This window comes from Luteimonas suaedae (genome assembly GCF_008312895.1).
GTDB lineage: Bacteria > Pseudomonadota > Gammaproteobacteria > Xanthomonadales > Xanthomonadaceae > Luteimonas > Luteimonas suaedae.
The window spans coordinates 94,221-107,439 of the sequence record NZ_VSSP01000004.1 but is presented as its reverse complement, the minus strand read 5'-3'; the positions used below and the strand labels follow the sequence as shown (position 1 = coordinate 107,439).

Sequence of the window (13,219 nt, the reverse complement as noted above, 5' to 3'; positions counted from 1 at the left end):
GCGCTCCGCTATGCGCTGCGGCCTTCGTGTTCGGGTCGAAAGTGCGCCCCGGAGCCGAAGCGCTCCGGGGCGCTTCCCGGCAGGTCAGAAACGTCCGCTGAGCGTCATGCCGTACGTCCGTGGCGCGCCCTGGATGAAGGTGGGCGTCCCGAACAGGCGACCGGTGTTGCCGGCATCGATCAGGTAGTCCTTGTCGGCGAGATTGCTGCCGTACACGCTCACGTCCCAGCGGCCGTCGCCGAACTGCACGCCGGCGCGCAGGTTGTACAGCGCATAGCCGCCCTGCTCGATTCCCGGCGTGTTGTCGTCCTCGAAGTACGCCTGCGAACGCCAGTTCCAGCTCGGGCGCAGGTAGAGCCGCGCACCGTTGTCGAGATCGAAACCGGCATCCAGCCCGGCCGAGGCGCTGTGCTCGGACGTGAGGCGGAAACGGTTGCCGGCCAGTTCCTGCGGATTGCCGTCGTCGTCGGTGTCGTCGAAGGTCGCATCGACGTAGCCGTAATTGAGGAACGCAGACAGGTTGCGGCTGGCGCGCCACAGCAGCGACAGCTCGGCGCCGTTCGCGGTGGCGTTGCCGCCGTTGGCGGGCACGTAGAGCAGGGTGTCGTCGTCCCGCACCGTGGTCTGGAAGTTCGAGTAGTCGTAGCGGAACACGGCCAGGTCGTAGAGCAGGTGACCGTCCGCGAAGGCGCCCTTCAGGCCGAGCTCGTAGCTCCACACGATCTCGTCGTCGATCACTTCCGACGAGAACGCGTCAACGTTGATCACGTTCGGCCGGCGCCCGCGCGAGACCGAGACGTAGCCGTTGTGGTCGTCGTCGATGCGATAGTCGGCCACGGCACGCCCGACCAGGCTGCTGAACGACTCGCTGCGCGAGAGGCGGCCGTCGGTCGGCGCGAACAGGATGTTGGTGGGATTGGCCGGATCGGGACTGCCACCCAGGCCGGCCAGGCCGAGATAGCTCGGCACGCCGAAGTAGTCGGCCTGGTAACCCGCAGTCACGTCCTCGTGCGTGCCGCGCAGGCCAAGGGTGAGATTCAGCCGGTCGGTGGCGGCGAAAGTGCCGTCGGCGAAGAACTCCCAGGCGTCGGTCTCACCGAAGTTGGCGTACTGCTCCTCGTGGAAGGGCTTGAGCGGCACCACCACGCCGGGCGCGAGCGGCAGCATGTCGACCGTGGTATTCGGGGTGCCGTCGGGCAGCAGCGGCGGGATGCCCAGGCCGACCGCCGGCAGCGTGATGAAACTGCGCTCGTCGGCGCGGAACGGCACGCGCTGGCTGCCCTTCTCGTGGAACCAGGACGCGCCGGCGAAGCCGGTGAAGCGGCCGCCGCTGTCGTAGTTGAAGCGGAACTCCTGGCTGAGCTGGCGGCCCTCGGCGATCTCGGCGAACTCCAGCGCGTAGATCTGCGCACCATCGGCATCGAACTCCTCGGCGGAGTCGAAGTCGCGCCAGCCGGTGATGGTGGTCAGGGACCACGCCGGGCCCAGCGCGAAGTTGCCGAGCAGGGTCGCGCCGCGCACGGTGCGGTCCAGGCCGAGCGCTTCGCCGCGGTTGAGGTCGGCGGTGCGGTCGAGCACGTCCAGGCTGCCGGTGCGGGTCGGGATCGAACCGCTGCGGAAGGCAGTGCCGGGCGGCGTGTCCTTCTGCCAGTTGAGGATCAGGTCCAGGGTATCGGTCTCGCGCAGGTCGAGGCGGAAGCTGGCGCGGATGGCCTGGGTGTCCTTGCCGTTGAGGTCGCCGCCCGACAGGTTGTCGACGAAACCGTCGCGTTTTTCGTGGTACACGGCGACGCGGCCGTACAGTTTGTCCTCCACCAGCGGCGTGTTGGCGTAGCCGGTGAGCAGGGTGGCGGATTCGTTGCCGGCACCGACGGTGAAGCCGGCCTCGGTGCCGTTGAACGCCTTGTTCTGGATCAGGTGCACCGCGCCGATCTGCGCACCGCGGCCGAACAGCGTGCCCTGCGGGCCGCGCAGCACCTCCACCCGCTCCAGGTCGAACGGCTGCACGATCGAGCCGCGCGACTTCGAGATCGACACGCCATCCTGGAACACCGACACCCGCGGTTCGACGTTCGCCTCGCCGCTGTCGGAGGTGATGCCGCGGATCACGAATCCGGGATTGTTCGGGCTCTGCTCCTGGACCACCAGCCCCGGCACCAGATTGCCGATGTCGGAGAACTCGCGGACGTTGTAGTCCTGCAGGAAGTCGCCCGAGTACGCGCTGATCGCGATCGGCACCTCACTCACCTGCTGTTCGCGCTTCTGCGCGGTGACCACCATCGTGTCCAGATAGGCGATCTCGCCCGACGCATCGGCCTCGGGCGCGGTCTGCGCGGCGACGGCGTATGGCAGCACCGCAGCCACAAGGCCGAGATGCAAGGCGAGCGCGAGCGGATGGCGGCAGTGCGGCATGCGTGTTTCCCCTGACGTGACGCCCGGACGGGCGAGGACGAACCAAAGCCCGCTAGCCTCGGCAGCACCCGTTGCAGCGGCATGACATGGGCGCGTCGTTGCGGTGACGCGGCGGCGCGGCGGCGGCCGTGTCAACGCATGGTCATCTGCACGCCGTATCAATGCGCGCTTTCCGCAATGTGAAACCGCCCGTGCACACCATGAATCGCCGCCGCTTCCTCAAGGTCGTTGCGGTGACCGCCGCCGCGGCCGCCGTTGCGCCTGCCGGCCGCGTGCTCGCGGCGATGGCCGCCGACGCGGTGCGCATCTCGCGACCGCATTTTCCGCAGTCGGTCGCCTCCGGCGATCCGCGCCCGGACCGCGTGCTGCTGTGGACCCGGGTGGCGGCCGAACGCCTGCCGCGCACCTTGCGCGTGCAGGTGGCCGAGGACCTGGCGTTCACCGCGCTCCGGCTCGATCGCGAGATCGCCGTGCCGGACGACAGCGACGGCTGCATCAAGCTGCGCGTCGAAGGGCTGGAGGCGGCGCGCACCTATCACTATCGCTTCCTCATCGCCGATGGCGAGGCCGGTTTCGTGTCGTCGCCGCATGGACGTACCCGCACCGCGCCGGCCGCGGACGCCGACGTACCGCTGCGGTTCGCGTTCCTCAGCTGCCAGGACTACGGCGGGCGCTGGTACAACAGCCTGCTGCCGCTGCTGGAACAGGACCTGGACTTCATCCTGCACCTGGGCGACTTCATCTACGAGACCGTAGGCGACCCGCAGTTCCAGAGCCGTGGCGACGACCGCGCCATCGCGTTCGAGGATCGCGCCGGCGCCATCGAACTGGGCGACGCCAAGGCGGGTTTCCAGGCCGCGCGCAGCCTGTCCAACTACCGCCAGCTGCACCGCACCTTCCGCGGCGACGAAGCGCTGCAGGCGCTGCTCGAACGCGCGCCGCTGGTCGCGATCTGGGACGACCACGAGTTCTCCGACGACTGCTGGCAGGACGTGGGCACCTACCGCGACGGCAGCACCGACGAGCGCGACCGCGAACGCCGCCGCAACGCCGAGCAGGCGTACTTCGAATACATGCCGGTCGACCTGGACTTCGGCCAAGCGCCGCTGCCGGTCGACCGCGGCGGGCTGTTCCCCAACGCGCAGCTGTGGCGCGGCCTGCGCTTCGGCCGCGCGCTGGACCTGGTGCTGACCGACTACCGCAGCGCCCGCCCGGACCACCCCATTCCCGAGGACGCCTTTCCGGGCGCCGTGGTCTACGACCGCGCCGCGCTGGAGGCGCGCCTGCCGAAGCTCGGCATGGACTACGCCACGCTGGCGCCGTCGCTGGTGCCCTACGTCGACCTGGCCGCGCCGGAACACCGGGAACTGCGGGAAGCGGCGCACCTGGCCGTCGCACAGGCCTATCGCGACGCCGGACAGGCGCCGGCGGCGACCGGGGAGCGCGCAACGGCCGCCACCGCGGGTCCGATCGCGCTGCCGGTGCTGGCGCGATTCCTGGCCGCCTACAACGCCGCCGCACCCGCGGAGGCGCAGGTCGCGCCGCCGCCGGCCGATGGCCTGGACCGCGGCCTGCCCTGGCTGGCGCTGGGCAAGACCCAGCTGTTCGGCTCGCTCGGCGCGCGCTACCTGGTGGTGAAGGACGGCTACGACCTGTTCGCCGCGCTGCGCGCGCTCGACGGCACGCCCAGCGCCTACGGCGCGGCGCAGCGCGCCTGGCTGGAGGAGCACATGCGCGGCAGCGATGCACGCTTCAAGGTCGTGGCCAGTTCGGTGTCCTTCACTTCGCTGGTGCTGGACCTGGCACGTCCGGAGATCGCCGCGCCCGAGCCGATGCGGCGCCGCTTCTATCTCAACGTCGACCACTGGGATGGCTTTCCGGTCGAACGCGAACGATTGATGGCGGACCTGTTCGATCCGGCCGGCGGGGTGATCCTGCTCTCTGGCGACATCCATGCCGGCTTCGCCACCCAGCACAGCGCGGGCACGGTCGAGTTCACCGCACCGGCGGTGTCCTCGGAGACGCTCAAGGGCATCCTCGCGCGCAGCAGCGAAGGCGACGGCGAACAGGCCGCGGCCGGCAGGCGCATGGTGGCGATGCTGGAGCGGCTGTTCGCCGACGGGTTCGCCCCGCTGCGCTACGTACAGACCGAACGTCACGGTGTCGGCGTACTGTCGATCGACGGCGCCCGGGTGGAGGCGACCTTCCACGAGCTGCCCGACGATGTTTGCCGCACGCGGCTCTACGACACGCCGGAGGCACTGCGGTCGCGCGCGCACGCGCAGCGCTTCACCCTCGATCGCGCCGACATGCGGCTGCGGACAGTCGAGTAGGCAACGCGTTCGGCGTGCGTCCGGTCGACCGCGTATGCGGGGCAACTCCGACCTCTCGTCTTATCGTTGACATCTCCGGGCCCGATCATGCTCACGCACGGACGCACAAGCTCCCTCGAGCTCGTGCGTCCTTTTTTTGCGTCATCCACCCCGGAGTCCCGATGAAGTACAACGCACTGGCCGCAGCGGCGCTGCTGGCCCTGTTTCCGCTCGCCCCGAATTCCGCCCGGGCCCAGTCCGCGTCCGCGCCGGCCGACGACGTGACCTCGCTCGACGCGATGGTCGTCACCGGATCCCGCGGATCCAGCCGCACGCAGTTCGACACCCTGGTGCCGGTGGACGTGTTCAGTGCCGAGGAGATCCAGGCGGTCGAGAGTACGGACCTCAACGACGTACTCGCGCAGCTGGTGCCGTCGTTCGTCGTCCAGCGCTTGCCGATGGCCGACGGACTGGTGTTCGTGCGCCCGGCTTCGCTGCGCGGACTGTCGCCGGACCATGCACTGGTACTGGTCAACGGCCGCCGCTTCCATCGCACCGCCCTGCTCGGCTCACGCGGCGCGCAGGCGCCGGACCTGTCGCAGATCCCGACCGCGGCGATCGAGCGCATCGAGGTGCTGCGCGACGGCGCATCCGCGCAGTACGGCTCGGATGCCATTGCCGGCGTGATCAACATCATCCTCAGCGACGACAGCGGCACCGAGCTCACCGCCCAGCTGTCCGAGTACGCCGAAGGCGACGGTTTCGCGCAGCAGTACGGCGCCCGCCACGGCATCGCGCTGGGCGATTACGGCCATCTGTCAATGTTCGCCGAGATCGCAAGATCCGACGCCACCTCACGCACGCGCCAGCGCGCGGACGCGATCGCCTTCCAGCAAGATCATCCGGAACTGGACGTGCCCGATCCGGTACAGCGCTGGGGCCAGCCGGACCTGGAGAGCGTCCGCGGCGGCTTCGACGCCAGGGTCCCGCTGACGCAGACCGTCGCCCTGTACGGCTACGCCCTGCTCGGCACGAGCGAGGGCTTCAGCGATTTCAACTGGCGCAATCCCGATGGCACCGCATCGGTCTACAGCGATACCGATGTGTTCCCGGACTGGAACGCCTCCGAGATCTACCCGGTCGGCTTCTCGCCGCGCTACGGCATGGAGCAGGAGGACCTGCAGACCGTCGTCGGCCTGAGCGGCGAGTTCAATCCGGACTTCACCTGGGACGTCAGCGCGTCCTACGGCAGCAACGACATCGACTTCTTCCTCGACAACTCGATCAACGCATCGCTCGGCCCGGAGAGCCCGACCGGATTCTGGCTCGGCCGCCTGTCGCAGGACGAACTCGACTTCAACGCGGACTTCGTCTATGCATGGGCGGTCGACGCGCTGCCGCTGCCGGTCAACATCGCCTTCGGCGCCGAGCACCGCACCGAGACCTACGGCATCACCGCGGGAGACCCGGCGTCCTACGCCGTCGGCCCCGGTGCCGTCGCGGGACTGGCGCCCAATGCCAACGGTGCGCCCGGCTTCAGCACGCAGCAGGCGGGCGAATGGGACCAGACCTCCAGCGCCGCCTACCTCGATGTGGAAGTGCCACTGACCGAGCGCTGGAACGTCGGCGCCGCCGCACGCTATGAGGATTATTCCGAGTTCGGCAATTCACTCGACGGCAAGTTGTCGAGCCGTTTCGAGTTCAACGACCATGTGGCGCTTCGCGGATCGATCTCCAGCGGCTTCCGCGCCCCGACCCCCGGCCAGCTGTACGCGACCAGCACCACCCAGGGCCTGGACACCAACACCCTGCAGGTCTTCACGTCCGGCCGGCTCTCGCCCAGCGATCCGATCGCGCGGATGCTCGGCGCCACGCCGCTGACGCCGGAAGAGTCGCGGTCGGTCACGGCCGGCCTGGCCTGGCAGTCCGGCAACGGATTCTCGGGCTCGATCGACCTCTACGACATCGAGGTCACCGACCGCTTCTCGACCTCGCAGAGTTTCCAGATTCCCGACGGTGTGCCCAATCCCAACCAGTACACCTCGGTCAGCTTCTTCACCAACGACTTCGACACCACCACCCGCGGCATCGACATCGTCGCGACCTGGCGGGGCAGTCTCGGACCCGGACGCCTCGGCACGACCCTGGCCTGGAACTACAACAAGACCGAAGTGGACGGCGGCGACACCGGCGTGGCCAGCAACGAGACCCAGCGGGTGATCTTCGAGCGGCGCATCCCGCGCCAGAAGGCGACCTGGACCCATACCTGGGAGCAGGGCGACTGGAGCCTGCTCGGCCGCGTCCGCCACTACGGCTCGTGGACCGATTCGTCGGGCAATGCCGACGGCGACATCTTCCAGCGCTTCGGTGCCGAGACCTTGCTCGACCTCGCCGTGAGCTGGCGGGCCACCGAGATGCTGACGTTGCGCGCGGGCGCCGACAACGTGCTCGACAGCTATCCGGACGAAGCGACGTTCCAGGCCAGCCGCGGCCTGATCTACTCGCGCAACGCGCCGTACGATACCGACGGTCGCAACGTCTACGCGCAGCTCCGGGTGGCGTTCTGATGCAGGCCTCACGACGCCGGCTGTTGGGTGCCGCCGGACTGGCGCCTTTGGCGGCCACGTTGCCGGCCGCCCTGGCCGGTGACGCGGGTGCCGACCTGGCGGTTCCAATGCCGGCGGGACCGGCGGAACGGCTGGCGCGTGACGAGGCGCACTGGGGCCGCGTGGCGCGGCTCTACGATGTCACCCGCGACGTCGCCCAGCTCGACAATGGCTTCTTCGGCTCGATGGCGCGCGCGACCATGGCGCGCTACCGCGACGCCCTGCAGCAGGTGAATCATGGCAACGCGTACTTCGCGCGGCAGGACTACCCCGCGATCCATCGCAAGCTGGCCGCGTCGCTGGCGGCCGCGCTCGGCGTCGATGCCGACGAAATCGCCCTGACCCGCGGCGCCACGGAAGCGCTGCAGGCCCTCATCGGCGGCTACAACCGCCTGCGCCCGGGCGACGCGGTGCTGCACGCCGACAGCGACTACGACAGCATGATCACCGCGATGCGCTGGCTGCACCGGCGTCGCGGCGTCGACATCGTATCGATCGACCTGCCCGTGCGGCCGGGACGCCAGCAGCTCCTCGACGCCTATGCCAAGGCGCTGCACGACCATCCGCGCGTACGCATGATGTTGCTCACCCACGTCAGCCATCGCAACGGACTCGTGCTTCCGGTGCGCGAGCTGACCGAGATGGCGCGCGCCAGCGATGTCGACGTCATCGTCGATGCCGCGCACTCCTGGGGTCAGCTGGATTTCAATCTGCCCGAGCTCGGTGCCGACTTCGCGGGCATCAACCTGCACAAGTGGATCGGCGCGCCGGTCGGCGCCGGCGCGCTGTACATCCGCAGGCCGCGCATCGGCGACATCGATCCCTACATGGGCGAGCCGGACCCGCACGGCGCCATCCACGCGCGCATCCATACCGGCACCGCCAATTTCGCGGCCTACATGGCCCTGCCGACGGCGCTGGAGCTGCACCAGCGCATCGGGCCCGCGCACAAGGAGGCGCGCGTGCGCTATCTGCGCGACCGCTGGGTGGACCAGGTCCGCGACCTGCCCGGACTGGAGATCCTGACGCCCGACGATCCGGCGCTGCACGGCGCGATCACCTCGTTCCGGTTGCGGAACCAGCCGGGCGTGGAGGCCAACAAGGCCCTCGCCCGCCGGCTGCACGACGAATTCGGCGTCTTCACCGTGCACCGCACCGGTCTGGCCAGCGGCGCCTGCGTGCGGGCGACACCGGCGGTGTTCACCTCGGCCGACGAGGTGGACCGGCTGGCGAAGGCGTTGCGGGTGCTGGCTGCGGCATAACGCGCCTGTCCTGGAGCGCGCACGCGCAGGGCGGATGCTACGCCTCCGTGCCTGCGCCGGCGGCGTCGAGTGCATGCGCCACTGCCGTAGGGGTGGCATCGCCGAGCGTGGCGTAGGCCTTGCGCAAGGCCTCGGCGAACCGGGCATCGCCCGACACCGGAGCGAATACCGCGTCGAGCGCGAGAAACGCAGCGACGTCGCCCTGCGTATCGCCGGTCGCGGTTCCCCCGATCTCCCGCAAGGCTGCATCCAGCGGATCGACCAGCGCGACGCCGGCGCGTGCCTGTCGAGACACGAACCGCATCCATGCGGCCACCAGCAGGCACAACCGGTCGACCGGGCGGCCGGCGGCGAGCGCGTCGGCGATGGTGCCGAGGATGCGCACCGGCAGTTTCTGCGAGCCGTCCCAGGCGATCTGCGAGAGCAGGTGGCGGATATCCGGGTTGCGGAAGCGGGCGAGGATGGCGCCGACGTAGGCGTGCGGGTCGAAGCCGCGCGGTGCGTCGAGGGTGGGAATGATGTCCTCGCGCATCAGGCGCTCGATGAAACCGGCCAGGGCCGGCTGGCGCATGGCGTCGGCGACGGTCTCGATGCCCATCAGCGAGCCGAGATAGGCCAGCGCCGAGTGCGGGCCGTTGAGCAGGCGCAGCTTAGCGCGGTCGTAACCGGCGATGTCGTCGCTGATGGTGGCGCCGGCGCGCTCGAAGGCCGGGCGGGCATTGCAGAAGTGGTCCTCGATCACCCACTGGGTGTAGGGCTCGCGCTGCACCGGCCAGGCGTCGGTGCAGCCGAGTCGCGCGGCGACGCGCTCGCGCAGGGCGTCGTCGGTGGCGGGGGTGATGCTGTCGACCATCGAGCGCGGGAAGGAGACTTCGGTTTCGATCCAGCGCGCGAGGTCCGGGTCGAACGCCTGCGCGTACTGCAGCGCGGCGCGGCGCAGCCGTCCGCCGTTGTCGGCGAGGTTGTCGCAGCTGAGCACGGTGTACGGTGCGATGCCGGCGGCGCGGCGCAGCGCCAGGCCGGCGACGACGTAGCCGATCGCGCTTGCCGGCCTCTGCGGGGAGGCGAGGTCGTGGACGATGCCGGGGTGGGCGAGATCGAGGGCGTCGCCGGACAGGCAGTAGCCCTTCTCCGTGATCGTCAGGGTGACCAGGCGGACGGCCGGGTCGGCCAGGCGTGCGAGCACGGCCTGGGGCTCTTCGCGTGCGCACAGCAGCTCGCGGATCGCGCCGATCACGCGCAGGCTCGGGTGACCGCCGAGCAGGGCCAGCGTGTACAGGCCGTCCTGCGGGCGCAGTGCGTCGCGGACGTCGGCGCTGCGCAGGGAGACGCCACAGATCGCCCAGTCCGGGTCGTCGGCCAGCAGGTCGTCGACGTAGACGGCCTGGTGGGCGCGGTGGAAGGCGCCGGCGCCGATGTGGACGATGCCGATGCGGGTTTTGGTTCGGTCATAGGCTGGCCGGGCGACCGTTTCCGGCAGCCTGGGCAAGGTTGCTTCGTTCAAACGCGGCATGGCAGGAGCGGGATTGGTCATTGGGGCTGCGTCTCCAGGAGTGCGTTCCGATTTGCCTCTCCCTTCTCCCTCCGGGAGAAGGTGCCCGAAGGGCGGATGAGGGTACGGCGGAGGCGCAGACAACTGAACCATCGCGACTTCGCCGTACCCTCACCCCAACCCCCGCTCCGCGGCGCGGACGCTCCGGCGCACGCGCGCCAATGGCGCGCAAGCCGTGCGCCGTCGCCCCGGAGGGAGAGGGGCTTATTGCTACTTGGCGCTGACAGTGAAGCGCTCTTTCACGCGGATGTCCGCGCTCGATGCGCCGATCTGCGCTTCGTAATCGCCCGCATCGACCGCGTAACCTCCAGCTTCATCGTCGTAGTGCCTCAGATCGGTTTCGGGAGTGAACGTGAACGCCACGGTGCGCGCCTCGCCGGGCTGCAGGTGGATGCGCTGCACGCCGCGCAGCTCCTTCAACGCGCGTTCGCGTTGCGGCTCCAGCGGGCGCAGGTACAACTGTACGACTTCCTCGCCGGCGCGCTCGCCGGTGTTGCGCACGTCGACCTGCACGGTCAGCGCGTCGTCGGGAGCGACGGAATCGCCATCGCGGTCGATGCGCAGGTTGGCGTAGTCGAAGCGCGTGTACGACAGCCCGTGGCCGAACGGGTACAGCGGCTCGCCTTCGAAGTAGCGGTAGGTGCGGCCGGCCATGGCGTAGTCGTCGAAGGCGGGCAGTTGCTCGTCCGCCTTGTAGAAGGTCACCGGCAGCCTGCCGGCGGGATTGGCATCGCCGAACAACACGTCGGCGACCGCGTTGCCACCGCGCTGGCCGGGGTACCAGGCCAGCACGATCGCGGGCAGGTTGTCCTGCGCCCAGTCGATGGCCAGCGCCGAGCCGGTGGTGAGCACCAGGACGACCGGCTTGCCGGTGGCGTGCAGCGCCTCGAGCAGCTTGCGCTGGGGCGCGGGCAGGCGCAGGTCGGTACGGTCGCCGCCGGCGAAGCCGGGATAGCTGACGTCCATCTCCTCGCCCTCGACGTCGCCGGTCAGGCCGCCGACGAAGACCACCGCGTCGGCGCTGCGTGCGACCTCCAGCGCCTCCTCGAACGGCGGCTTGGCGCCGGGCATGCGCCAGGCCAGGCGCACGCCGGCGTCGCGCTCGGCTTCGTAGTACTCCAGCCGCAGGTCGTAGGCGCGATCCGCCTCCAGCTCGAGCGCGACGCTGTCGCCGGCCAGGCGCTCGGTGTCGGTCCAGCGCTCCAGCACCGGCTCATCGTCCAGGAACAGGCGGAAGCCGTCGTTGGCCGCCACGTCCAGTTCGTAGCGGCCGCTGACCGGCGGCAGCAGCTGTCCGCTCCAGCGCACGCTGAAGTCGTCGCCGGCCAGCGCCTGCGCCGGGGTGATCTCGCCGCGCGCGGCCAGGTCGTCGGTGGGCGCGCCGCGGTCCCAGCGAAAACCGACTTGCGCATCGACGCGGGCGAGCACGGGTTCGCCGGCCAGCTGGCGACCGCGGAAGTACTCGCCGCGCAGGCCGCGCTCCGCCGAATCCGGTGCCGGGCGCAGGTAGCGCGGTTCGATCAGCGGCGCGGCGGCCGGGTCTTCGCGGCCCTCCACCAGGTCGGCGCCACGCGCATGGATCACCTCGGCGTCCGGCAGCGCTTCACGGATGCCCCGTAGCACGGTGACGGGATCGGCAGGCGTGCCGTAGTAGTTGCCGAGCAGCGCCATGGTGTCGTCCGCGGTCGGGCCGATCACGGCCACGCGGCGCAGGTCCTTCGAGAGCGGCAGCAGGCCATCGTTCTTCAGCAATACGATCGACGCCTGCGCGGCACGGCGCGCCAGGGCGTCGTGTTCGGGCGACTGGTTCACCGCATACGGGATCTGCGCCCATGGCACCTGCTCGGGGGGATCGAACATGCCGAGGCGGAAGCGCGATGCCATCAACCTGGTCAGCGCATCGTCGAGCTCGGCTTCGGTGATCAGTCCCTTGCGCACCGCGACCGGCAGCGCCTTGGCATAGCTGTGGCCGCAGTTGAGTTCGGTGCCGTTCTTCACCGCGAGGGCGGAGGCCTCCTCGACGGTGGCGACGATCTTGTGGTTCTTCCAGATGTCCTCGACCGCCCAGCAGTCGGACATCACGTAGCCCTCGAAACCCCAGTCGCGGCGCAGGATGTCCTGCAGCAGGAACCGGCTGGCGCTGGCCGACTCGCCGTAGACGCGGTTGTAGGCGCCCATCACCGCGGCCACCTGCCCTTCCTGCACCAGCGCCTGGAACGCGGGCAGGTAGGTTTCGTACAGGTCACGCCTGGATGGGTGCGCGTCGAAATGGTGGCGGTCGGCCTCGGGACCGCTGTGCACGGCGAAGTGCTTGGCGGTGGCGTCGAGCTTGCGGTAGGGGGTGGTCCGGTCCGCATCGCCGGGACCGTCGCCCTGCAGGCCGCGCACGAAGGTCACGCCCATGCGCGCGGTGAGGAAGGGATCCTCGCCGTAGGTTTCCTGGCCGCGGCCCCAGCGCGGGTCGCGGAAGATGTTGATGTTCGGCGACCAGAAGGTCAGGCCCTGGTAGCGGCCGCGCTGGCCGCGGGTGGCGAACTCGTGGTGCTTGGCGCGGGCCTCGTCGCCGATGGCGTGGGCGACGTCGGCCATCAGCGCGGTGTCGAAGGTCGCGGCCAGGCCGATGGCCTGCGGGAACACGGTGGCACCGCCGGCGCGGGCGACGCCGTGCAGGGCCTCGTTCCACCAGTCGTAGGCGGGCACGCCCAGGCGCTCGATGGCCGGGGTGTCGTGTTGCATCTGCGCGGCCTTCTCCTCGAGCGTCATCTGCGACACGAGTTCGGCGGCGCGTTCCTCGAAGCCGCGATCGGGATCGAGCCAGGCGGGGGTGTTCTGCGTGTCCTCGGCTGCGCGTTCCGGCTCCCCGGCCCAGGCCGTGGCGCAGGCGAGCGCGAGCAGCAGCGCCAGCGCCGGAACGCCCCCTCTCCCCCGGGAGCGCCGGGGGAGAGGGCTGGGGTGAAGGCGCGAGTGCTCCTGGCCAGCCGCAGGAGCAAAGGCAAGAGCCCCCCTCACCCCAACCCTCTCCCCCATCGCTGCGCGATGGGGGAGAGGGAGCTTGGCGGCGGCCGGCCTCGCTTG

The 13,219-nt window shown here is 70.0% G+C and carries 6 protein-coding genes; 3 read left to right on the top strand and 3 right to left on the bottom strand.

The features are described 5' to 3' along the window. Positions 1–84: 84 nt before the first annotated feature. On the bottom strand, positions 85–2,412 hold the full coding sequence (locus FXO19_RS08200) for a TonB-dependent receptor (protein ID WP_149194592.1): 2,328 nt from the start codon (positions 2,410–2,412) through the stop codon (positions 85–87). A gap of 200 nt (positions 2,413–2,612) precedes the next feature. Here FXO19_RS08200 and FXO19_RS08195 point away from each other — a divergent pair, with 200 nt between their 5' ends. From FXO19_RS08195 to FXO19_RS08185, 3 genes are all read left to right on the top strand, one after another. Then, on the top strand, positions 2,613–4,745 hold the full coding sequence (locus FXO19_RS08195; RefSeq protein ID WP_187775695.1) for an alkaline phosphatase D family protein: 2,133 nt from the start codon (positions 2,613–2,615) through the stop codon (positions 4,743–4,745). Positions 4,746–4,906: 161 nt separating this feature from the next. After that, complete coding sequence (locus tag FXO19_RS08190; protein ID WP_149194590.1) at positions 4,907–7,291, top strand: TonB-dependent receptor plug domain-containing protein; 2,385 nt, start codon at positions 4,907–4,909, stop codon at positions 7,289–7,291. Next, positions 7,291–8,592, top strand: coding sequence for an aminotransferase class V-fold PLP-dependent enzyme (locus FXO19_RS08185; RefSeq protein WP_149194589.1), 1,302 nt, complete (start codon positions 7,291–7,293; stop codon positions 8,590–8,592). The genes FXO19_RS08190 and FXO19_RS08185 overlap by 1 nt, the downstream gene beginning before the upstream one ends. A gap of 37 nt (positions 8,593–8,629) precedes the next feature. On the opposite strand, the gene FXO19_RS08180 is transcribed toward FXO19_RS08185, so the two are convergent. After that, the gene (locus tag FXO19_RS08180) at positions 8,630–10,105 is read right to left on the bottom strand and encodes a mannitol dehydrogenase family protein (protein ID WP_149194588.1); all 1,476 of its coding nucleotides are present in this window, start codon (positions 10,103–10,105) and stop codon (positions 8,630–8,632) included. Positions 10,106–10,354: 249 nt separating this feature from the next. After that, on the bottom strand, positions 10,355–13,171 hold the full coding sequence (locus FXO19_RS08170; RefSeq protein WP_149194586.1) for a glycoside hydrolase family 3 protein: 2,817 nt from the start codon (positions 13,169–13,171) through the stop codon (positions 10,355–10,357). Positions 13,172–13,219 lie beyond the last annotated feature (48 nt).